We start from the raw sequence: 24,625 nt of genomic DNA, 5'->3' as shown, positions 1-24,625 counted from the left end.
TAGTTTTAATGATATTCATTAGTTTTAACGATTGATCATAGAGCGATCATCATACGATTACCAAAGAAATAAAGATCATTATGGAATTCAGACAGCTCAGTTATTTCATCAAGGCCGCGGAGTTATTACACTTCACAGATGCCGCAGCGCAGTGTTTTGTAACCCAATCTACTTTATCACAACAGGTGAAGCAGCTGGAAGAAGAACTGGGGATGTTACTGTTCGACCGGGTGGGCAAACACGTACAGCTTACTGAGGCGGGAAAGTTATTTCTAAACCATGCCAGACAAATCATGCTGGAGATCAAGAAATCAAAGCAGGCGATCTTTGAACTGAACAACCTCCTGAACGGGGAATTAAGAATCGGCGTAACCTACGCTTTCAGTTCCTTACTGCTACCCTCCCTCACCCCTTTCTCCAACAAATATCCAGGTATTAAACTACATATAGAATCCGGTATTGCCGGAGAACTGGAAGCCAGACTCAAGAATGCCGATCTGGATTTCATCTTAGCATTTCATGAGCAATCCGACAACGAGGGACTGGAAATGCAGCTGTTATTTTCTTCCAGGATCAAAATGGTGACCTCCAAACAACATCCCCTGGCTAAGTTAAACCGGATCTCGATTAAAGATCTGGCGCAAACGGAAATGATCCTGGCCAACAAAGGATTCAGCTCCAGAGATATGCTCGATGAGATCTTCAAAAAGAACAACATCATTCCCAATATCAAAATCGAGATGAATGACACCCATTCCTTACTGTCTTTAGTGGATACCGGAAACTGGGTAACGATCATCAATGAAAAAGCAATTACGGGTTGGGAAAACCTCGTTGCCATTCCGATTACAGGGAAAGAATTGTATAAAGAAGCTTATATCTTATGGCAGAAGGGGGTTTTTAGAAAAAAATCAGCAACTCTCTTTATAGAAGAGCTGCTGAAAATAGTATAAGAGAGCGGACAAATACCTGAATATTCCACTCCCCCCGGAATGTATTTGATACTGCTTCATTGATTGAACAACCGACAATTAATATTGCCAGCATTATCAAAATATCCTGACCCCTCTTATAACAAAGACTAAAACTACAGCAAATTATTGATAATAACCATTTATTAAATCATTAATTAACAACTAATTGATTTATATACTAAAATTATTACTTAGAAACAGCTTAGTTTTAACCCTTAGTACCTAAAAAAACCGCTACTGAAACTAATCAGCAGCGGTTTAAATTAAACCGGTATCCCCCCTGGAATACGCGGAATAACCATACAATTAATAGGTTCCGATGGGGGATTTACTCCCCGTCGTATTGATTTTATACCAGGCTTTCTTTTCATATAATGCCCCTTCATGGTGACCGGCATGCTGATTTACATCGATTCCCAACACCTTACCTTGATAGTAAAAGCCTACATTGGTTTCAGTAATCGTATGACCCACAATAATCCTTTTCACCTCATACAGCGCCAAAGTCTGATCTACTTCGGCTTCCGTTGCCTTTGGCTCTACAAAATAACCGCGGTACCAGAATAAAGAAGAACGTCCACCATCAAACAATAGTTTCACGGCTTGATCAGGGATATCAATTGATTTCCTGTTTTGATCATAATAAGGTCTGCAACGGTCGTTGATTTCTTTTAAGCTCAACTTCAGCGTATTGACAATTGGCGCCACACCAGCGTGTAAACACAGGTTATCGCCAATCTTTTCGATCAGATTTTTACTTCTCAACCAGCGACCAATCTCCGAATCCGGACCATAAAGCGACATGTAATCCAGTTCCATCAACTTCGCATTTTGCTTATATTTTGGTTGTAGATAACGTAAATCACCGCTCAGGTTCATAATATCATGGTTACCAAGAATGGTATGCACATAGCCACCTTTCGCCTTAGCATCCTGTTCCAGCTTATACAGCAACCAGATCGTAGCCTGAACTTCTTCTCCGCGGTCGAACAAATCACCACAGATCACCAGTTGTCCTTTTCCAAAAATCCAGTTGTACTGCTCGTCCATCACCTTATTGGCCAGCAGCAGCTTCCTTAAAGCCTCAAACTCCCCTTCTATATCCGAAAGGGCAAGCAACTTAGCCGGTTGCTTAGATACTGAAGGTTCAATCTGAATAACCGGCTGCAATTTCACAGAGAAATTCCATTCCGGATGATTAGAAAAAGCCACATTTACAGGTACCTCAGCCTTCTTGCTCAAAGGATAAGTTTCCAACTTATATTTCTGCACACCAGCTTCGTTCACAATACTGCGGACCTCAATCAGGTCGTTTTTATACAACACATAAGGGCCGTCGTTCAGGTTCTTTGAAGCAGTCTGAGCAAAGGAATTGAAAGTCAGAAAACTGAAAATCAACGGTAAAGAGGTTTTAACCAGGTTCATCATGAAAAATATAATTATTTATGAATATAGCTTATTTATAGCCTTCATTTTGTTCCATATTGTCATTCGCATTCATTTCTGATAAAGGAATCGGCAATACCGTTTTCAACACCATACTTGCAGCCGGAACCGTAGCGCCACCGGTACGGTACTTAGTAAATGACAATTTATTACGTGTTAAATCGAACAAACGGTGACCTTCAAAAGCAAATTCCTTACGGTTTTCAGCGATAATCAAGTCGATTAAAGCCTGTCCTGTAGCGTTAGTGGTTACTGCCGTTGCATCTGCACGTTTCGCAATCACATCTAAATCCGCCGCTGCTAAAGCATCCTTTCCGGTTTGTTTAGCTCTGGCTTCCGCACGGATCAGGTAAATTTCCGACAAGCGGATTACTTTAATTCCCTCTTCGTAAGTAGAAGTATTGTTGTATTTCGTGATCACATAAGCAGGATCTTCCCCACCAGAACCACTTCTTTTACCTTTTGGTAAAAAGCCTCTTCTCACATCGCTGGCCTTATAGCTGTTGAATAAATCATCCGTAGCCAAACCGTCACCATAACTAGAACCTTGCAGCAAAAAGTTCGCTAAAGCATCCGTACCGTTGTTATTAGTCGCATTAAACTGAATTTCAAAGATCGATTCTGTGTTATTCTGAGTTCTGAAACTGGTAGAACCACTCACGTAATTTGCATTGGTTAATAAAGTATATTTATTACCAGTGATCACATTTGTAGCGGCTAATTCTGCATTCACATAATCGCCCATGTACAGGTAAACCCTTGCCAATAGCGCTTCTGCGGCATAATGACTGATATGACCTCTGTTGCTCGCAGAAAAACCTATCGGAGTAACCGGAAGACTGGCCACCGCTTTTTTCAAATCGGACACCACCTGGTCATAACCTTCTTTCACCGTGTTTCTTTTCGGACTGATCACATCATTCTTATCCGTTCCACTTTTAATCACTACCGGAACACCGATATGACCGGCACCAGCAGTCGCATTGTAAGGTTCAGCATACAAACGCAATAAATCGAAATAAGCCAGGCCTCTCAGCGCGTACGCCTCCCCGATCAGGTGATTCACTTCCGCAACCATCGTTTCCGGAACCGTCAGTTTTTCTCCTTTAGTGATGATCAGGTTTGCGTTTACTACCGTACGGTATAAAACATTCCAGCTCGAAGTCGCATAAGAATCATTGATCGTCACGATGTATTGATCATAATTGATATATCTGCTGGAGTTTTTTCTACTGATATACATATTATCAGCCATTAAATCCGGCAGGATCATCATGCTACGTCCATAATAAGACGGACTTTGCAACAGGCTATACGTACCCATTACCGCAGCTTTGGTAGTCGGCAAATCCTCAATCACAAAAGCCACATCCATATTTTGTTGCGGATTAACGTTCAGGAAATCCTTTTTACAAGCGCCAAAGGACAAGGCGACCACCATTAGTGGTAATATTTTAGCGGTATATTTTATCATTTTCATCTTTAGCTGTTATTAAAATTTAAGATCAAGACCAATAAGCGCGGTTTTGTAAATCGGCACATTTTTATCTGCGAATCCATCAATACCTACTTCCGGATCGAAGCTGATGCGGTCGTCTTTGATGTATGTCCACAGGTTATTTGCTCTGAAATAAATCCTTGCATTAGAAATATTCAGCTTTTTGATCCATTGATCAGGCAACTGGTAACCTAAGGTTACATCTCTCAGACGTACATAATCACCATCATACAAGAAACGCGTAGAACTTTGCGAAGAAGAACCAGATTGTGTTCCGGTGAATACCATTTTAGGTTGATCGGTGATCTGACCTTCATGCGTCCATCTGTTTTCGTAAGCGTAACGTGTCATTTTTGTAGTCGGCGCGAAACCTCCTGAACCATCGCTGAAACTTGTTCCACCGTAGTTGTCATAAATTTGATTTCCTAAATTGAAGTACAACAGGAAGCTTAAAGAGAAACGTTTGTAAGTAAACGTATTCGTTAAACCACCAAATACGGTTGGCAACATACTGCCTTGATTGAAGCGGGCTGCCGATCCGTATTTATTGGTCGTGGCCGATTTCGTCGCATCAGTATACCATAATGCATCACCATTTTTAGGATCTACACCGGCATAACCTACCTGATACAACTGGTAATAATCACCACCTACAAAACGGTTGTAACCATCAGCTACAATCGGGCTGTTCAATGCTGTAATTTTATTCTTTAGCGTAGAGATATTAAAACTGGTGTTCCAGCCAAAACCATCTTTATCAGATTTAAAGTTGATGCTATTTAACTCCAGTTCCATACCAGAGTTTCTCATGGCACCGATATTATCGGTATAGCTGGTTAAACCATTCGTTGCAGAAATCGGTTTATCCAGTAAAAGATCTGAAGTACTACGTGTATAATATTCAATAGTACCGGTTAAACGGTTGTTTAATACACCGAAATCAAGGGCAAGATTGAAAGGTTTGTTTTTTTCCCAGGTTAGCGAATTGTTTCCAAAATTTGAGAAAACCAGTCCCGGCGCATTGTCATAACTAGAAATACCATATAAAGCTCTCGAAGAGAAGTTACCGATATCCTGGTTACCATTTACCCCATAACTGGTACGGAAACGCAGGTCAGAAATTACGTTCTGGCCTTTCATAAAGTTTTCTGCGCTGATATTCCAGGAAGCACCAACTGCCCAGAAATTACCATAACGTTTTTCAGAACCGAATCTCGAAGAACCGTCACGACGAACAGAAGCACTTAAATAATACTTCGATAAATAATCCGCAGAAGCATTGAAAAACACCGAAGTTAAAGCATTCCCAGTACCACTAGAACCACCATCAGTGACGATAGCCGCATTGTCTAAGGTGTAACTATCCGGTAAGAAATTACGTTTACTCACTGAATTTGCAACCTCATTAACTTGTTGAGCTTCATAACCAGCATACGTTTTCAGGCTAAAATCACCAAAGGTTTCGTTATAACGAATGATCGAGCTATTTACCCAATTGGTTGCTCTGCCCATCGCGCTTGTTGCTCTGCCACCATCCGAACGTGAAGTTCCTACGCCAGATTTATTGTAGCTCACGGACTCTCTATACAAGAAATTAATATTGCTCTGATTCTCAATTGATAAAGAAGGCAAGATTTGATATTTCGCTAAGAAATTACCTAGTAAACCATAACTATTGCTCTCATCATAACTCTCTTTCACCTGAGCAACAGGATTATATCTGTTATAATAACTGAAATCGTAAGTACCATCATCATTATAAGCTCTTAACCATGGCTGATAAATCGTGTACATCCTTACCGGATTTCCGAAAGTACCACCATCTGCCTGCGTATGATTTTTACGGTAGTTGATTTGTAGTCCACCGTTAAAAGACAGCTTATCTGTTGCCTGATTGCTCAGTTTCAAATTCGCAGTGCTACGGCTAAAATCAGAACCTAACAAAGCTGCTTTGGCTACATAGTGACTACCAGAAACATAGAATTTCGTAGTTTCAGAACCACCACTTGCAGAAAGGTCAAACTGAGAATAGTTTCCGTTACGCGTCAACAGGTCAAACCAATCTGTATTTACATTTGGATCAACCGCATTGGCTGTCATTTCCTTATCAAAAAGTGCCGGATCATTACCTTTATTCTTCCAGCCTTCTCTTAGTAATTCCAACATTTCAGTTGTATTTAACAACTCGTTACCTTTTACTTTGGTTACTCTGTTGGTACCTACCTGAGCCGAAGCACTGAATATTGTTTTACCGGCTTTACCAGATTTGGTCGTGATCAAAATCACACCGTTTGCAGCTCTGGAACCGTAAATTGAAGCCGCAGCAGCATCTTTCAACACCGTTACCGACTCAATATCAAAGTTGTTTAAGCCTGAGATTTGTCCGGATTCCAAAGGAATACCATCCACTACATACAGTGGACCGCTACCCGCAGAAACAGAACCAATACCGCGAATCCTCACGTTAGGCACTGCACCTGGTTGCCCTGATCCATTGGAAACAGCTACACCAGCCACATTTCCCTGTAAAGTTTCCTGTACACTGGCATTCGGACTTCCGTTAATCACGGCAGCTTTTAATGTTTTCGCAGATCCTGTGAAAGAAGCTTTAGTTTGTGTACCATAAGCAACCACCATCACCTCAGCAAGATCCTGATTAGAAGGAACCAGGGTAATGTTTGCTGTTACATCTTCTTTTTTAACCTCAATATGGGATACAAATTTTTCATAACCAACAAAGCTGGCTGTCATTTGATACTTACCGGATTTCGAAAGATTAAAAACGTATTCTCCATTCCCATTGGTTTGGGCAGTTTGTTTAAAATCGTCGCTCGTTAAAACCAGACTTACGCCTGGAAGCGGTTTTCCGATTTCATCCAAAACTCTTCCTTTCAACACCATCATTTTGAAGGCATCATGCGTCATCGAAATAGGAAGGTCTTTTCTTCTCAGCAAGACATTATTCCCGACTACCTTAAACGTTAAAGGAAGTACATTTGAACAGGCTTTCAATACCGTTTCCAGAGAAGCATTTTTTACATCAATTGACATCCTGGTTTGACGAACATCATTGCTGTCATAAAAGAAAACATAACCGGTTTGCTTTTTAATGGATTCTAAAATCCTTTCCAGCGGTGCATTTTTCTCTTTCAGGTTGATTTGACTATATCCTTTTGCGCTGGCCTGCATCATAGCCAGAAACAACAGAAGCGTGGTGTACTTCATAATCAGTAGCAATTTAGGGGGCAGCCATGGTTTAGACATAGCTGTAGTAATAGCATTAAAATTCATACTTTTGTAATGTTTGGGTTAATACCGTGAATAGTTCGCAAAATTGTTTTCCCGGATCTTTTCCGGGAGGGGTTAACTCAGCATTTACCGCAGTTGTGCTAGAACACTTCTGCGGTTTTTTTATACCGTAATCATGGCGCTGTTTATCCCTTGTGGTGGTTAATGCTGTCGTAGTTTTCTTTTCATGTTGATTGAGGTTTGTTTGGTGTGTTTGGTATGTTTGGTTTAATTAAGGTGTCACAATAATCTGCTTGCCATCTACTCTGAAATGCACTTTATAGAAGCTGAGGATATCCAGCACCTGCGAAAGATTGCTACTCCTGTGAATTTCTCCTGAAAATTGTCTGCGGGGAAGCGTTCCTTCATAAGTCACCTCCAGATCATACCAACGGGCAACGGAGCGCATCACACTTTGCAGATCGGCATCTTTAAATTTGAAGATTCCTTTTTTCCAGGCCATCGCTTCTTCCTCTTTTCCATAATTAACATGAAGCTGAGTAGCTGTTAATTCCGCTTGTTCTCCGGGTTTCAGGGCTAGAGAACCTGCTGTATTTTCTTTACTCCATACCTTTACAGCGCCTTCTAAAAGTGTAGTTTTTGTCCCCGGTTCATCTGCATAAGCATTGATGTTAAAATGAGTACCCAGAACTTCTACGGTTTGCGCGCTGGTAGATACTTTGAACGACTTTGCCGGTTGCGACTTTGCCACTTCAAAATAAGCTTCGCCGGTTAGGTTAACTTCCCGATCTACACCTGCAAAAGCGGTAGGGTAACGTAAAGAAGATGCGGCATTGAGCCATACTTTAGTACCATCCGGAAGATTGATCTGGTATTGTCCGCCTTTAGGTGTTGAAATGGTGTTCATGGCTGTCTTTGCAGCATTTCTCCCTGTTTTCAGTCCAGGAGCCGCGGCAATAGCAGATACGGTATAAACCAGCTGTCCGTCTTTTGTTTTGGTAATGGTGATCCCGGATTGCTCCGCTAATTTGCCGTTTCCAGCTTCATCAAGCGTGATTTTCTGACCATCAGCGAGGATTAAAGTCGCTTTATTCCCGCCTGGTAGCACCGGTTTTGCTGCGCCATAGTTTGCTTGCGCGGATAAATCATCAGGAATAGCTGAAGAATGATTACTATTGAAAATATAGAGCGCAACGCCTGTGACTAGTAATACTGCTGCAGCCGCTGCAATACGCGGCCATAAAGTCTTTTTAACCAAGGATGGTTCTGCTTCCAGATGAAGAAACAACCGTTCCCCAATCCGATCTGTAGCCCCTTCCAATTGCGTATGACTAAGCTCCAGCCCTTCTTTTTGGAAATCCAGATACCAGGTTTCCACGATTGCCTTTTCTGCATCCGTACAATTTCCTGCATTATATTTCTCCAATAATTCCTGTGCTTGCATATCTCTTTTTAAGCTAATTATCCTATAGACGGTTAGCGGAGACCTTGGGCGTAAAAGAAAATGAAAATAATTTAGTTCCCTTGGCGGAAATGGATATAAAGGAGGTAAATCAGGATACCGAACTTCCCTCTCAGAATTTTAAGCGCATTATTGACATGCTTTTTGACCGTAGATTCGGACAACTCCAATTTTTCAGCGATCTCTTTGTGGCTGAGGTTAGCCTTTCTACTCAGTTCAAAAACCGCCTTCATTTTTGGCGGCAGGGCCGATATTTCTCTTTCAATCCTGGCGGATAATTCATTTGCCCGCACCAAATGGTCTGTTTCCACCTCATTACGGTCTATAAAATATTGTAGGGAGAGCATATATTCAGAAGCTACCTTTTTATGGGAAATCAGGTCGAGAATCCGGTTTCTAACCGACTGATACAGATAGCCTGACAAATGTGTTCTTAAAATCAACTCTGTTCTTTTTGTCCAGAGGACCGCAAAAAGTTCATGAACCACATCATCTGCCTCCGACTGATTTCTTAGTTTTTGATAGGCATGAATATACAACAAGCCCTTATACCGGTTATAAATTTCGGTAAAAGCAGCCTTGTCTCCATCCTTCAAATGGGCAACTAAATCAGTATCGGCTAAAGTGGTATATGGGGTCATTATTTAGGAGTCAATCGCATTTTTTTGGAAAACAAATTATTAATCCTCAGCTAAAATACTAATTACTGGTGATAATTATGTTTTCAGCTGAGGCTTATTGTTTTATACGTGATTCCAGATTCTAAGCTTAATCCAGCGGTTTCGCGAAATCTTTCACTACCGTACCAAGATCGTAGACCGGGGTAATTGCCCCAAATTCCGCAGCAATGATGCTACTTCCGGCCGCACTTCTACTTCCTCCTGCACAATGAACCACAATCGGTTTATCTGCCGGAACCTCTAGAATACGCTCCCTAAGCTCTCCCAAAGGGATATTCACCGAGTTTTCAAATATCTTTTTGTTTTTCACTTCTTGCTCATTCCTGACATCTATAATGGTAAACTCCTCAGGATTGGCGATAAAACATTCCAAAGGCAATACCGGCATCAGCACATCGCCGGAATGTGTTACAAAAGCGGCAACAATAAAGGCTTCATAACCGATGCTTGCCGTACGATGGATTAATTCTTCCAGTTGATGCGGATTTGCAGCAGTTAAATAGAAATGCTCACCAGGTCTGATGATACTTCCCAACCAGGTTTCAAACTTTTTACCGTATACAATGTTGACTGCACCAGGATAATGACCTTCCTTAAAATCGGCCTCCGGACGGGCGTCCACCACAATAATAGCGGCATTGATCTCTTCCAGTTCCGGTTGCTCAATCACTTCTACCACATCAACATTTGGTTTGAAATGAGGGGCACCCTTTCTGTTCAGGTCCACACTATACCCAAAATACTTAGGAATAAATGGCTGATCAGTGGTCAGTTCTTTCATAAAATCTGCCTCGCTCATCTCCTGTAGCGACCAGTTACTGATTTTCTCTGCGCCAATAGTACTGGAATCTGCTGTACTTAAAGCTTTACCGCATAAAGTACCCGCACCATGTGCCGGATAAACCAACACCTCATCATCCAATACCATCAGTTTATCTCTTAACGAATGGTACATTTGAAGCGCTAACTTCTCCCTTTTCGCTTGTAAATTCCCTGCAGATTCCCGAAGATCCGGTCGGCCGCAATCCCCGATAAACAAGGTATCACCGGTAAAAACTGCTTTTGTCTGACCATCATGTTCCAATACTACCGAAATACTGTCTGGCGAATGGCCCGGCGTATGGATACTGGTCAGCTTTATTTTACCCAGACTCAACGTTGCACCATCATCGAAATGATGTACCGGATAGGCAACACCCGTTAAACTATGTGCATATATTTTAGCACCGGTTGTTTCATGAATCTCCAGGTGGCTACTCACAAAATCGGCATGAGGATGTGTTTCTATGACGCCAATAATCTGGGCATCAAATTTCTTTGCAAATTCATAATAAGGTTCAGGATTACGTGCAGGGTCTATCAACACGATCTTTTGCTCACATTCACTAACTATTGCATAGCTATAATGTGCTAAAAACTCATCTTTAAACTGTTCTATAATCATCTTTATTCATTTAACGTCTTATACTGTACTTCTATTCTTTATGGGGACCTGATCTCTTTTTAATGCAAGAGCTGATCTTTTAATTCAGGAGCTGATCTCCTAATGCGGCAATTTATCTTTTAACAATCCATAAAGATAAGTTCCGAGTAAAGCGCCAAAAATGACAATCAGCATAGTAAAGTAACCGTAGCCAAGATTCACAAACATTGGCCCCGGACAAGCGCCTGTGAGTGCCCAACCCAGACCAAAAATCGTACCCCCGATAATGTATTTTTTATAACTCTTATCTTTTTCGGGAAACTGGATTTCCTGATTTTCAGCATCTTTCAAATGAAACGTTTTGATCAGAAAAACCGCAATGACCCCAAGTACCACTGCCGTTCCGATAATCCCATACATATGGAAAGATTGAAAACGAAACATTTCCTGAATACGGAACCAGGATACCGCTTCTGATTTACTCATAATGATACCGAACAAAATGCCGGCAAGTATATATTTTATGGACTTCATGTGATATAATATTAAATAAGGAAAGGTAAAATTAACCAGGTCATGAGCAATCCTCCGATAAAAAAGCCGATTACGGCTACTAAAGAAGGGACTTGCAGGTTCGACAAACCTGATATCGCATGACCGGAAGTACAGCCACCGGCATACCTCGATCCAAAACCGACCAGTATCCCTCCTGCTAACAACAACAGCCAGACTTTTGGCGATGACAGTGCTTCCAGCGAGAACAATTCATCCGGATTTAACTGACCATTGAACTGAATCCCCATTCCCTGAAGATCCTTTACCGTAGCTGCTGATAATTCGAGCGCATTCGGGTTCGAAAGAAACTCCGAAGAGATCCATCCACCAATAATGGCACCTACTAAAAACAACAGGTTCCAGCGTTGCGATTTCCAGTCAAAGTCAAAAAACTTTACTTTTTTCCCTGCACCGGCAATGCTGCACATCGTTCTTAAATTGGAAGAAAAGCCAAAAGACTTACCCCAGAAATTCAGCAGCAACATAATCACTACAATCATAAAGCCCGAGAAATACCAGGGCCATGGTTGTCTTATAAATTCTATCATTGTATTCATTTTATATATTCTTTAACAAAAATTCTATGATTTAAACAGCAGCTCTTTCGTCAGGATGTAAACCCCCATCACCAATACAAACCAACCGAAACCGATCTTCAATTTCTTACCATCGACCTTTCTACTCAGGTTACCCCCAATAAAAATCCCGACAATCGCAATAAACGTGATTTTCAATAGAAACACCCAATCGATATCAAAATGACCGAAATCTCCGGAGAACCCGATTAAGGAGTTCAGTGCGATAATGAAAAGAGAAGTTCCTATCGCCTCTTTCATCGGTAAGCCTAACAGGACGACCAGCGTAGGGATCAGCAAAAAACCACCTCCCGCACCTAACAAACCGGTTATAAAGCCAATACCGACACCATAACACAACAACTTAGGTAGGTTCAGGTCTTTCGAAACCTGAGGTTCTTCCACCTTATTTTTACCACTTCTGATCATGGCAATTGCAGCGATGAGCATCAATATGGCAAAAAGGCTCATCATCAACATATTTTCAGTCAGCTCGAAATGCTCAAAAGAGGCAATATGAGGAGGAATCGCAGGAATCAGAAACTTTCTACTGAGCCAAACCGTTGTTACCGAGCTTAATCCGAACAACAAAGCCGTTTTAACTTGTACCTGACCGTTTTTATAATTCTGATACGCGCCAACCAGGCTGGTACTTCCTACGATAAACAGCGAATAAGAGGTGGCCATCAATGGGGCAATACCAAACAAATACACCAAAACCGGAACAGTTAAAATGGATCCACCACCACCTACTAATCCCAATGAAATACCGATCAGCGCCGAGGCCAGGTATGCAACAACTTCCATATTTAATTCCTTTAGGACAAAGATGTAAATTCTGCCCCTGACTTACGGTGACTTTTGTCACCAGGTTTTATTTTTTCAGCTCAATAAAGCTCCTGTGCAACTTTATTTCGCCCTTTTGCTCCATTTTCTTGAGTAATCTGGAGATCACTTCTCTGGAAGAATTCAAATCCGCAGCAATCTCCTGATGAGTCAGCTGGAGCTGATTTGTTTGCAATTGCTCCTGTTGTTTCTCCAGGTAAAAGCTCAACCTTTGGTCTAGCCCGTTGAAAGCAATACTATCAATTACCATCAATAATTCTTCAAATCTGGAGCGGTAAGTTTCCATGACAAAATAATACCAGCTGGGAAAATCCTTCATCAGGTTGTCCATTAAAGCGATGGGCACCATCAAAATCGTACTGTCTTCAATGGCCTTCCCCATAATTTTGCTGGACTCCTGTTTCGCTGCACAAATCATGGATAGCGCACAGGCTTCACCGGGTTGCAGGTAATACATAAAGAACTCGTTCCCATCCGTACCTTCTCTATAAAGTTTCACCCTACCTTCCACAATTAAGACCGTAGAACGAAAAAATTGTCCGGTTTGCATCAGGTATTCCCCGGCTTTAAAACTCTTAATGGTGACCTGTTCGATTAGTTTTTCTCTCAAAGCAGGTTCAAACTGTGGAAAAAGCGTATTTATATAATTGCTAATGCTAGATGAATTCATATTTTTATAGTTATTGACCAAAACCCCAACAATTGAAATATACAGAAAAAAAGATCATTTCGGTTTCAGGCGATCCATTGCTATCCCTTCAACAGCTATCTGCGAAGCAGCTTACTGAACCTGTATCCTATCCGGTCTATACCATTCTGTTTATTCCGAAAGGAAAGGGTTCTTTTCAGGCTGATTTCGGAAACTTCTCTTTTGAAGGCCCGGTCATCTTTTTTGCAACCCCATTCCAGACCATTCATTTCAAGGAAGTCCCGAAAGGAAAGCTGATGATGTTGCAGTTTCATGGCGATTTTTACTGCATTGCTTACCATAAAGCCGAAGTGGCCTGTAATGGCCTTTTGTTCAATAACATCTTTTTGGAACCTTCAATTTCCTTAAATCCGGCAGAAGCAGTCTCATTTGAGTCGATATTAAGCCAGTTAAAAGCAGAATTGACTAGCGAACATCCAAATGAAGCCGTCCTTACTGCCTACCTGCAATTGTTTCTGGCACAATCCAGCCGCATTAAACTGAAAGCAATGCCCTCTAAATTGCAGCCTCCTAAAGAAGCCTTAATGGAAGCTTTTCAAAGCGCACTGGAAGAAAACTTCCTCAACCTGCGTAAGCCCGCCGACTATGCCAATCTGCTGCACCTCAACCCCAACACCTTTAGCAAGCGTTGTAAAAAGTATTTCGGCAAAACACCCACTACCCTTATTCAGGAAAGACTGGTATTAGAAGCTAAAAAACTCCTGCACCTCACAAGAAAAAGTATAAAGGAAGTGGCCTACCAGCTAAATTTCGAAGATGAATACTATTTCAGCCGGTTTTTCAAAAAGATGACAGGCGTATCTCCACAAATCTTCCGGGAAAAGACCGGAATTTCCATTGTGGCTGATTTGTCCATCTAATACACAGGTATTGTCCATGGTGTAAACCGGAGAAGATCCCGTCCTTTGAAGCTTAATATTTAAGCTTATGTCCGGTCAATTTTCTTCTTTTCTACGCCCTATCCTTCAAACCCTTGCTGGTTTATCTACGCTGAGTATCCGTTTAACCCGCATTGCGATCGCCATTGTGCTGATCTGGATTGGCGGACTAAAAGTCTACAATTACGAAGCGGAAGGCATTGTTCCTTTTGTAGCAAACTCTCCGGTAATGTCGTTTTTTTACGCGCATCCTACCGAATACAAACCTTACATGCAAAAAGAGGGTGAAGCCAATCCCGATAAAATAAAATGGCATACCGCCAACAACACTTATCTGTTTTCTTATGGATTAGGTACGGTGTTGGTTGTTTTGGGCCTCATGTTATTGCTAAACACCTATAACCCCGCCATTGGTATGGCTGGAGCAGCGATGGTCATCATCATGTCGGTAGTTACCCTTTCCTTTTTAATCACCACCAAAGACAACTGGGTTCCCGACCTCGGAGATCCGAACCATGGTTTCCCCTTACTTTCCGGTCGTGGCAGATTGGTTGTAAAAGACATCATTATGATGGCTGGCGCTTTTTTCGCTTTATGTGATTCCGCCAGACAATACCTGCTGAAAACACAGTAATAGATCAGATGTTGAGGTAATTCATTGCATTAAGATTTATAACAGGCTATAAAATATGAGTCAACTCACTTATAGCATATAAAGGAAGATTGGTTAGCCAGTCTTCTTTTCTAAAATCAGACATAGAAGTTCTTATCGCGAGCCGAGGATTATATTTTTCTGTAAAGTTTCTCAAGCTTTTAGCGCGAAGATTTTCTTCAGCTTTTACTTCTATCGGAATAACATTACCGCCATGCTGAACCAGGAAGTCAATCTCCGCAGTGGCATTCTCCGCCGACCAGTAATAAACGGTGATTTCTTTATTCGTTTTCAATTGTTGCAGTACATACTGTTCTGTAAGTGCACCTTTAAATTCTTCGAATATCGCATTTCCTTCCAACAATGTTTTCACATCAATATCTCCCATAGCAGCCAACAGGCCAACATCAAGCAAGAATAGTTTAAATGCACTATGATCTTCGTATGCTTTAAGTGGCATAGCCGGCTTACATGATGATTCTTTTGATATCAAAGTCTTGTTCAAATACCCCTTTTAACAATTTATTACTTTCAAAATTGACATAGGCAGTTTGTTCATATTCCTTTTTTCCAAAAGCTTTCATCAACCACGTTTTACCTACCTGCCTTGCTCCACGAATAATTATCGGTTTTCGATTTTTCTTCAACCGCCACCTTAACAAATCCTCAAATTCAATCCGTTTCATACCGCTCCTATTTAGATTTACAAATTCAAATACACATAAACTCGTACGAGTTTATGTAATATGTTACATTTATTCGAAGGAACTTTTGTTAGTCATTACACTTTTCCTAAGGAACTTGATTAAAAGACGGAAAAATCATGACTTTAACTAAAAAACAAATTATTCAATACCTAGAAGGCTCATGCTAGCGGCTTCTTCTTTCTTAATTCCATTTTCCAGGTCAAGTATTTTTTCCTCTATCTTACTTAAAAACTTAGAAAATTCTATATGAGCCCCTGATTTATCAAACAACTCCTCCAATTCATCATCCCAAAAATACTTAGGTGAAAAATACATACCTGATTCTGCAATATCCCCTCCAATTTCATAATGGGTCTGCCAAATATTAGTGTCATAAGCTTTTTTATCCAGATACGGTATAAATTGATCCTTAAGCTTATCATAGCTGCCTGAAACTACTTTAAAAATATTTGAGTCATCAAGATCTAAAAATGAAAAAATAGAACTGTAAATGCTTACCGTTGCGCTATACGAAATTGAACCATCAAAGATAAATTCGCCATCATCATCTTGAAATCCCTCCCTTATATTCCAAACCTCATATAGCTGTTTAAGCTTTTCCATCTCATTAAGCCCGGAAAAATTTCCGATAAAGTCTTTCAAAAAATGTATGATGAAAAATTTATTAAAATCTTGATTGTCCACTTCTAATGCCAGGCCCCATAGATTACTTGATCCTCCTGTCGATCGTTCTAATCCCCTAAGCTTAACCTGATAAATCTTTTCTTTTACCTCAATTTTTAAGTCTTTGATTAACATCACTGCAAAGTATTCCTGAAGTGATTTGTGTGGGAACCTGTATTCGATTCCATCAATGATAAGAATCGATATGGCAACTGTTAAATCATCAATGAGCAGCTTTACATCAAACGTCATTGAAAGCTCGGTTTTGATTTGATTTAACGCCGTATGAAGATATTCAGCATCAAAACTAATCTTTCCCTCAAACAAAGATTTATAGGAAAACCATTTTAGAATTTTTTCAAAATCTTCATTTTGTAATCCCGATTTCCGTTCATGCTGATACCCTCCTTTTTTTGTGAAGCTATCATGTTTAACCGCAAGTGTATCAAAGACATTCCAATAGAACTTACTTTTCTTCTTTGGAAGAAAAGGATATAGTTTGAAGGTTAGTATAAACATGGAAAGCAAGAGTGGGCTACTTAAAAAAGTTAAATAATCCTTATTCTCTTCTTTATTAATAACTATTTTTATATTCTCTGCCAGATCGACATCATCATTACCTTTTAAGACAAGGTCAATAAATTCCTCAATTTCATTTTTTTCTAATGGAACTACCGGATAATTATTAAACCTTGGCATAGCATCTACACCGCTTCCAGGCCTTGAAGAAATAATATATTTGTTTTTCGAATATCGATCTATGAATCTATCAAGATCATTCGTAACCACATTTTTTTTATCAGAAAATATTTCATCATAACCATCGAGAAGAAGTATAAAACTCCCACTTTCTAATAACCGCTCCAATATCTTTTTATCAGGAGACAGGCGGTTATTTAAAATCACATCATAAATAAGGTCAGTAAAACTTCCATTAAAATCATTTAGGTTACGAAGTTCAATAAACAAAGGAATTTTATAACAAACCTTAATGCTTTCGAGAAAAAAATGTTTCATCAACATTGTTTTTCCAGAACCGGCAGACCCAATTATACTTACAAAATTGGACGCATTAAAAAGGTCTTCACAGGAAGTTACTGTTTTTGAGCCCGATCGAATTCTTATAGATACTGGAAAAAAAACATCGTAAAAGCCTACATTCTCCTGTCGATAAAGAAAGGTCTTTGTATGCTGAAACTTATCCGTAATGCTGTTTAAATAATCAGGAAGACCATCATCTAAAAAAAACTTTACTTCTTTGTTGATGTCTTTACAAGTGTTGATTATTGAATCTTTAAAAACTCCTATAAGAGAAACCGTTGATGCTGTAGTAAGAAGAGCCATTTAATTTAAAATTTATGCGCTGTAAAGTAGCATTTTAAATTTAATTGTATCGGAGATTATCTTCTTGCTAAGTAAAAAAAAGGCCCGCATCACGCGGGCCTCAACTATCTTTCTATATCTCTGGGGTTTTTTCTCGAATCGGAAATATAAAAAATCACGCCAACTACAATAAACACACCTCCTAAAAAGGCGAGCCAAGGGAACGATTTTGCGCCATTGATATATATCGGCCTGGCATGGCCATCCACGGCATTTACATAGTTCAAATCACGAAACATCAAAACTCCGGCAATTGTCATTACAATTCCCAATACGACGAGCACTATACTTGTTTTTTTCATTAGAATCCCAGGATTAAGTCCATCATTAGAAGCTTTTTAGCGGTCAAGCCTTATCGGTACAACATCAATGGCAGAAACATTGTTTTATAGAACCAGATTTCCATAAAAAAACGCCTTTTATCCTGCTTAAAAACCAGATCAAACGGTTGCGTTGATTTTTTATTTATCTACTGATGAATAACACTTAAATTTAGTCAACAATCAACAAAACCGTTTTTATGAAAAAATACTTTGTACCATTTATTTTGGTATTCCTTGCGGGGGCCGGAGGGGCAACAGCACAGGAGCTAAAATATACCAATGGTAAAGATGCCTGGAACCCGGATTCTCTGGGCAACCACCGCGTAGTCCTCCAGGTAACCACTGAAGGCACCGTAGCCAAAGCCATCATCCCCTGGCGCAGAAGAGACCTGCAACCCGAATTAAAAGAAATCTGGATCGTAGATGCGAAGACCAATAAAATGGTCAGGCAAGTTAAGTCAGGCGAAATCAACAGAGAACAGGGCGTCATTTATTTTGAGCCTACTTCCGGCCCCGGCACTTACTACGTTTATTACCATCCCTACACCATCGATGGCCGTTCGAATTACCCGAATGCCATTTACCGGTCAGGGAAAGTCAACAACAACCCAAATTGGCCATCGGCAACTGCCAAAACTGCTACGGTAAAAGTGCAGGAAATTGAATCGGTTAATGCGATGAACAGCAATTACCCGATGGAAATCATCGCCACCGCAAAAGAAACCAAAGACCTGATCAAAGCACATCCAAACGCCAGCTACCTCGTATTTCCGGAAGACCGCTTAAATCCGATCAAAATGACGGACGATCTTCCGCAGCGCTGGATCTTAAAACCGATGAAAAACCAGTTTTCGGGCACTGCGGCAAAAGGCGAAAACTACGCCTTTCAACTGGGCATCTACCCGGTTAAGCAGGACTTACAAAACGTACAAATCAAATTTACCGACCTTAAAACGAAGAGCGGAGCTAAAATTCCGGCCAGCATCCTTTCCTGTCTAAACACCGACGGGGTTAACTGGGATACGCAAGCCTTACATAAAACGGTGAACGTCCCGAAAGCACAGGTTCAAGCCCTGTGGATATTGGCCAACCTGCCTAAAAACACCAATCCGGGCGTTTATACAGGAACAGTTACCGTTACTGCCAATGGCGTTCCAAACACCCCAATCCTGCTTAACCTGACCGTTAGTCCTAAAACCTTAGCCGACGGCGGCATCAGCGAACCCTGGAAACAAACCCGTTTAACCTGGTTAAACTCTACCCTCGCGCAGAAAAACGAAGTCATCGCTCCTTATATTCCATTACAGGTAAATGACCAGACCATCTCTTTACTGGGTAGAAAAGTGATGTTAAACAAAGACGGTTTTCCGGCACAGATCCAAACGTTCTTTACGCCTGAAATGACGGAATTCTCGACCACCGGAAAAGACATCTTAACCGAACCGATTCACTTCCATGTTAAAAAAGGCAAAGACCTCGTTTGGAAAAACGGCCCTTTAACCTTTACAGAAAAACAACCGGGAACGGTAAAATGGAGTACCACCAACACCTCCGACAACCTGAAAATGGAAGTGGAGGGTGCCATAGAGTTTGATGGTTTTATGAACTATACTGTAAAACTGATCGCCTTACAAGACCTCAATCTGGATGATGTCCGCTTACACATTCCTTTCTCGGAACAGTCGGCAAAATACATGATGGGCCTTGGCTTAAAAGGCGGCAACAGACCGGATACCTTAAAATGGAAATGGGATGTAGCGCATAAAAACCAGGATGGTGCCTGGATTGGCGATGTCAATGCAGGTTTACAATACACCTTAAAAGACAACCATTACGTGCGTCCGCTAAACACCAATTTCTACCTGCAAAAACCATTGTTACTCCCAACTTCCTGGGGAAATGAAGGCAAAGGCGGTATCGATGTGTTTAAAAAAGGGAAATCTATTTTGTCGGACAACTACAGTGGCGCTCAAAACATGAAAAAGGGTGATACCTTATATTACAACTTCAATTTACTGATCACCCCTTTCCACCCGATCAATACTGATTTTCAATGGAGCAACCGGTTTTACCATAAGTATGACAACCTGGATACGATTAAAGCAACCGGTGCAAACCTGATCAATATCCACCATGCTACCCCGATAAACCCATACATCAACTACCCTTTCATCGCGCATAAAGAGATGAAATCTTACATCAATGAAGCGCATTTGAAAGGTTTAAAAGTGAAGATCTACAATACCGTCAGGGAATTATCGAACAGTGCTTACGAGACCTTCCCACTCAGAAGTCTGGGCCATGAGATTTACTCCCCTGGCAATGGCGGAGGTTATTCCTGGTTGCAGGAACACCTGGGTAAGGACTATATCGCAGCCTGGTACGTACCGGAAATCAAGGATGCCGCAGTGGTCAACTCTGGCATGAGCAGGTGGCACAACTACTATGTAGAAGGCATGAACTGGCTGGTACAAAACGTGGGAATAGACGGAATTTACCTGGATGATGTGGCCTTTGATCGTACCACGATGAAGAGAATAAAAAGAGTATTGACGAAAGACGGACATCCGGGGATCATCGATTTACACTCTGCTAACCAATACAATAAAAGCGATGGATTTAACAACAGCGCCAACCTGTATATGGAACATTTCCCATACCTGAACAGGTTGTGGTTTGGAGAGTACTTCTTCTACGACAAAAACAGTCCTGATTTCTTCCTGACGGAGGTTTCTGGTATTCCATTCGGCCTGATGGGCGAAATGCTACAGGATGGCGGAAATGCCTGGAGAGGCATGATCTACGGCATGACCAACAGGATGCCATGGAGTGATGGTGCAGACCCACGTCCGATCTGGAAAGCATGGGATACTTTTGGTATGCAAGGCAGCAAAATGATCGGTTACTGGGTCGAAAATAATCCGGTAAAGAGCAATAACGCCAACGTGCCGGTTACCATTTACAAGAAAGATAAAACGGCATTGGTAGCCCTGGCCAGCTGGGCGCCAACGGATGTCAATATTAAGTTAACGATAGACTGGAAAGCCTTAGGTATTGATCCTGCTAAAGCAAGCATCAAAGCAGCGGAGATTAAGAACTTTCAACCCGCAGCAAGCTTTACACCAGATCAGGAGATTCCGGTTCCGGCAGGTAAAGGCTGGATGTTAGTGATTAAAGAAAACTAAAGCCCCTGAGATTTTACTAAAACAACCTTAACAAAAAAATCCCCGCTCCTTTTACAAGGGCGGGGATTTTCTATATCAATTGAAATCAGACTAGTTGAATAAATATCTGATACCAACCTGACCTTGCCATCTTGAAGCAATACCAGTGTTGTCTCTGAACGTTTTCTCAGGTAAATCCGAAGATACAGTATAAGAAGGTGCATTACCTACTCTACCTTTATATACCATGAAGTTAGTTAAGTTAGGTGTTTGAGTGATACCCCAGTTTTTATTTAACAAGTTACCGAAATTGATAATGTCAAAAGTGATCTGGAATCTGTTGTCATTATCCTTGTTGAATACAGTTTTGATTTCTTGCATGAATCTGATGTCAAAACGATTCACCCAAGGATATTCAGCACCATTTCTTTCAGCATACTGACCTCTTCTTGTTTTAAGATAATCATCCTGATTGATGTATGCATCTAATCTTGCCCATTGAGAATCAACGCTCTCTGCTTTAGCACCTGTAATAGGAATCAAACCAGCATCTGCTTTATCTCTTGGAACATACATTAAATCATTACCATTGTTGTCACCGTTTACATCACCTGAAGCCATGTAAGAGAATCTTGTGTTACCAAAGTTATCTCCGTAAGGGCTACCTTCATAAACTACACCAATTGAACTTGGCATGTTACGAGCAATGTTGAAGTTAAAGTTAACAGCTGCAATTACTCTGTTTTTAACTACAAAACTACTGTAAGCTAAAACCGGAGTATTTGGATCACCGATCACCGGGTTACCAGCAAATGCAGAGTTCGCCTGAGAACCAGGGTTAGAAGTAATGTCACGTGCATCACTTCTGGTATAAGCTACTGTTGCATCAATGAACGTACCGAATTTCTTCTGTAATTGAGCAGTAATGTTGTAAGCGTAACCTTTGTTCGTGTTATCAAGAACAATAGCATTAGTAATAAATTTGTTGATTCTGTTAGGATCAGCCGCTGCAACAGGGCCTGCACCAATACCAGGGAAGTAAGGACGAGTATCACCAGTTCCTGAGAAGCTTCCTGAAGGTAATACAAGATTTGCATTACGGTGGTAAACTTCATTAATAGATTTAGTGTACATACCTTCAATCGTAGCTAATACACCACCTGGCAATTTGTAATCAAATGCTAGATTTGAACGCCAGATCTGAGGCATTTTGAAATCTTTAGACGTTAAGTTGATCGCGAATGAAGTTGGAACCGTTGGGTTAGCAGGGATATATTCTCCCGGATTAGGGCTAAATGGTCTGTTTCCTGGATTAACTAAGTTATCATTTCCGAACATTAAGCCTGTATTTCCAGCCTGGTTAGTAAACCAAACTCCCGGAACTGCACCTGTGAAGATACCAGAACCACCACGGATTTGGAAAGTAGCATCACCCATTACATCCCAGTTAAAGCCTACACGTGGTGCAAGTAAAATTCTGGTTTTAGGTAATTGACCTACGTCTAATCTTTCGCCATCTCTGAAAGTTAAGTCTGTAACTCTTGGGTTAGAAGCGATTTTACCTGTAAAGAAAGGAATATCAGCTCTCACACCGTAAGTTAATTTGAAATTAGGTTTCACGAACCATTCATCCTGAATATATACAGAAACCGGCATTTGCTCGAATGTAGCGAATGGTCTTGGGTTTTTCGGATCAGCTGAATAAGTCAACTGATAAAGTAATGGATTAGTGGCGATTCCGTTTACAGCATTTTCAAAATCAGTTAGATTTTTATATCTGAACTGTCCGTTATAGAACTGAGCGAAAGCATTTCCGAATTTCTGGTATCCAATAGATCCACCAACAGTAATCGTGTGATCACCTGCGAAAATATTAAAGTTTTCATTTAAGGTATAGATATCCTGATTTGCAGCATTTAATCCGCTGAAAGGCTCAGTACCTAAAGAGATGTAGTTTCTACCCGTACCATCTTCGATATCTACCGTTGGGAAAGCACCTGATTGCTCACGTTTATCACGGAAAGCAGAGTATACCAATTGTAAATTATTTGCAAATTTATTACCGAATCTAGAGTTTAATTCAGCTGTTACCGAGTTGATATTCTGAATTTGCTTGTATCTCATGTTAGAGAAAATCATGCTATTCTGATTCGGACCACGACCTGAATTAGAGTTAGAACCACTTGGCGATTTATCATCGAAAGAGTTCAGGTAGTTGTAACGTACTGTGAAACGGTTTGAAGCATTGATATTCCAGTCTAAACGCGCAGTAATGTTATCAGATTCAGTCAGGTTGCTATAACCATCCAATTCTCCAACATCATAACCATATTTAGACATTAACAGGTTTTTAACCCTTAACATATCCGAAGCAGTAACTCTGGAAATACCCGGAGTATTTGGCGCTTCACCTCTGTTAGGTGCAAAAGTAGTACCAGGCGCTGTACGGCGACTGATTTCACCGTTCACAAAGAAGAATAATTTATCCTTGATGATCGGACCACCTAATCTGAAACCAAATTGTTTGTTAACGAAGGCATTGTCTTTGTTTTGAGGAACTTTGAAATCACCAACATCATAACCCTGAAGGTTTTGATCTTTGTAATACGTGTAAACAGATCCTGAGAATTTGTTTGTTCCTGCTTTAGTAATTGCATTGATACCAGCACCAGTGAAACCACTTTGTTTCACATCATAAGGTGCTAAGTTGATTTGAATCTCTTCAATTGCATCTAGTGAGAAAGGCTGTGCTCCTGTAGAACCACCTGGCAAAGCGCCAATACCAAAGGCATTGTTCATTTGCGCACCATCTAAAGATAGTGAGTTGAACAAACTGTTTCTACCTGCAAAAGATAAACCGTCAGAACCTGTTGTATTGGCCTGAGGTGTAAGTTTTGTTAAATCCTTTAAAGCTCTTGAGATTGCAGGAAGTTGCTCTAATTGTTTCTTAGACACGTTCGTTGCAGCACCAGTACGTGAGCTGTTGATGATTTTGTCTTTAGTACCAGCAATTACAACTTCAGATAAATCCTGAGAATTGTCGCTCAAGACTACATTAAGTACGTAAGAACCACCTAATTTTAGATAAATATCATTGAATTTTTTAGGCTCAAATCCAATAAATGATACTACTACACTGTAAGGACCACCAACGCGCATGTTTGCAATGGTAAAACGTCCGTTAGTATTACTTGTAGAACCATATACAGTACCTGTAGGTACGTGTACAACTTTGATGCTTGCACCTGGCAAAGGACCCTGCTTATCGCTGATACTCCCTGTCATGGATGATGTAGTAACCTGAGCATTTACGTTGGAAATTAATCCAATGAACGCAAAAATGATTACTGTAATCTTAAATAGTAAAGATTTCTTCATACTTTTTTTAATTGATGTTTGTTTTTTTATGATACTGCAATACAAAATATCGGCACAAAG

At 40.6% G+C, this 24,625-nt stretch carries 19 protein-coding genes; 4 read left to right on the top strand and 15 right to left on the bottom strand.

Annotated features, from left to right (window positions below; translation table 11 throughout):
• Positions 1–80: 80 nt before the first annotated feature.
• Positions 81–953, top strand: coding sequence for a LysR substrate-binding domain-containing protein (locus R2Q66_RS13985; RefSeq protein WP_316749971.1), 873 nt, complete (start codon positions 81–83; stop codon positions 951–953).
• Positions 954–1,280: 327 nt separating this feature from the next.
• Here R2Q66_RS13985 and R2Q66_RS13980 read toward each other — a convergent pair whose 3' ends face one another.
• The 10 genes from R2Q66_RS13980 to R2Q66_RS13935 form a co-directional block, all read right to left on the bottom strand.
• Positions 1,281–2,402: a metallophosphoesterase gene (locus tag R2Q66_RS13980; protein ID WP_316749969.1), complete on the bottom strand. Its 1,122-nt coding sequence runs from the start codon at positions 2,400–2,402 to the stop codon at positions 1,281–1,283.
• Between the two features lie 28 nt (positions 2,403–2,430).
• Complete coding sequence (locus R2Q66_RS13975) at positions 2,431–3,900, bottom strand: RagB/SusD family nutrient uptake outer membrane protein (protein WP_316749967.1); 1,470 nt, start codon at positions 3,898–3,900, stop codon at positions 2,431–2,433.
• Positions 3,901–3,912: 12 nt separating this feature from the next.
• Complete coding sequence (locus tag R2Q66_RS13970; RefSeq protein ID WP_316749965.1) at positions 3,913–7,209, bottom strand: SusC/RagA family TonB-linked outer membrane protein; 3,297 nt, start codon at positions 7,207–7,209, stop codon at positions 3,913–3,915.
• 229 nt (positions 7,210–7,438) lie between these two features.
• Entirely contained in the window at positions 7,439–8,611 is a 1,173-nt protein-coding gene (locus R2Q66_RS13965) for a FecR family protein (RefSeq protein ID WP_316749963.1), read from the bottom strand.
• 71 nt (positions 8,612–8,682) lie between these two features.
• Positions 8,683–9,270 (bottom strand): RNA polymerase sigma-70 factor, encoded by a 588-nt coding sequence (locus tag R2Q66_RS13960; protein WP_316749961.1) that lies wholly within the window; start codon positions 9,268–9,270, stop codon positions 8,683–8,685.
• A gap of 127 nt (positions 9,271–9,397) precedes the next feature.
• Entirely contained in the window at positions 9,398–10,753 is a 1,356-nt protein-coding gene (locus R2Q66_RS13955) for an MBL fold metallo-hydrolase (RefSeq protein WP_316749959.1), read from the bottom strand.
• 99 nt (positions 10,754–10,852) lie between these two features.
• On the bottom strand, positions 10,853–11,266 hold the full coding sequence (locus R2Q66_RS13950; protein WP_316749957.1) for a DUF6691 family protein: 414 nt from the start codon (positions 11,264–11,266) through the stop codon (positions 10,853–10,855).
• Between the two features lie 11 nt (positions 11,267–11,277).
• Positions 11,278–11,835 carry a YeeE/YedE family protein gene (locus R2Q66_RS13945; protein ID WP_316749955.1) on the bottom strand — a complete coding sequence of 186 codons (558 nt, stop codon included), beginning with the start codon at positions 11,833–11,835 and terminating at the stop codon, positions 11,278–11,280.
• A 33-nt stretch (positions 11,836–11,868) separates the two neighbouring features.
• Positions 11,869–12,669 carry a sulfite exporter TauE/SafE family protein gene (locus tag R2Q66_RS13940; RefSeq protein WP_316749952.1) on the bottom strand — a complete coding sequence of 267 codons (801 nt, stop codon included), beginning with the start codon at positions 12,667–12,669 and terminating at the stop codon, positions 11,869–11,871.
• 67 nt (positions 12,670–12,736) lie between these two features.
• A complete protein-coding gene (locus tag R2Q66_RS13935; protein ID WP_316749950.1) occupies positions 12,737–13,378 on the bottom strand; it encodes a Crp/Fnr family transcriptional regulator in 642 nt (213 codons plus the stop codon).
• A gap of 32 nt (positions 13,379–13,410) precedes the next feature.
• Between R2Q66_RS13935 and R2Q66_RS13930 the strand changes: the two genes are divergently transcribed.
• Positions 13,411–14,277: an AraC family transcriptional regulator gene (locus tag R2Q66_RS13930; protein ID WP_316749948.1), complete on the top strand. Its 867-nt coding sequence runs from the start codon at positions 13,411–13,413 to the stop codon at positions 14,275–14,277.
• Positions 14,278–14,344: 67 nt separating this feature from the next.
• A complete protein-coding gene (locus tag R2Q66_RS13925; RefSeq protein ID WP_316749946.1) occupies positions 14,345–14,929 on the top strand; it encodes a DUF417 family protein in 585 nt (194 codons plus the stop codon).
• A gap of 46 nt (positions 14,930–14,975) precedes the next feature.
• On the opposite strand, the gene R2Q66_RS13920 is transcribed toward R2Q66_RS13925, so the two are convergent.
• The 4 genes from R2Q66_RS13920 to R2Q66_RS13905 form a co-directional block, all read right to left on the bottom strand.
• A complete protein-coding gene (locus R2Q66_RS13920) occupies positions 14,976–15,407 on the bottom strand; it encodes a DUF4143 domain-containing protein (protein WP_316749944.1) in 432 nt (143 codons plus the stop codon).
• Between the two features lie 7 nt (positions 15,408–15,414).
• On the bottom strand, positions 15,415–15,633 hold the full coding sequence (locus R2Q66_RS13915) for an AAA family ATPase (protein ID WP_316749943.1): 219 nt from the start codon (positions 15,631–15,633) through the stop codon (positions 15,415–15,417).
• A 159-nt stretch (positions 15,634–15,792) separates the two neighbouring features.
• The gene (locus R2Q66_RS13910) at positions 15,793–17,661 is read right to left on the bottom strand and encodes an NACHT domain-containing protein (RefSeq protein WP_316749941.1); all 1,869 of its coding nucleotides are present in this window, start codon (positions 17,659–17,661) and stop codon (positions 15,793–15,795) included.
• Positions 17,662–17,765: 104 nt separating this feature from the next.
• Positions 17,766–18,002, bottom strand: coding sequence for a hypothetical protein (locus R2Q66_RS13905; protein WP_316749939.1), 237 nt, complete (start codon positions 18,000–18,002; stop codon positions 17,766–17,768).
• Between the two features lie 218 nt (positions 18,003–18,220).
• On the opposite strand from R2Q66_RS13905, the gene R2Q66_RS13900 reads away from it, so the two are divergent.
• Positions 18,221–21,208, top strand: a complete 2,988-nt coding sequence (locus tag R2Q66_RS13900; RefSeq protein WP_316749937.1) for a glycoside hydrolase domain-containing protein — start codon at positions 18,221–18,223, stop codon at positions 21,206–21,208.
• A 90-nt stretch (positions 21,209–21,298) separates the two neighbouring features.
• Here R2Q66_RS13900 and R2Q66_RS13895 read toward each other — a convergent pair whose 3' ends face one another.
• A complete protein-coding gene (locus R2Q66_RS13895; RefSeq protein ID WP_316749936.1) occupies positions 21,299–24,565 on the bottom strand; it encodes a carboxypeptidase regulatory-like domain-containing protein in 3,267 nt (1,088 codons plus the stop codon).
• Positions 24,566–24,625: the final 60 nt, after the last annotated feature.

Origin of the sequence: Pedobacter gandavensis (genome assembly GCF_032677645.1) — a bacterium.
GTDB classification, from domain to species: domain Bacteria; phylum Bacteroidota; class Bacteroidia; order Sphingobacteriales; family Sphingobacteriaceae; genus Pedobacter; species Pedobacter gandavensis_A.
The sequence above is the reverse complement of the archived record's forward strand: the minus strand, read 5'-3'. Positions and strand labels throughout refer to the sequence as shown.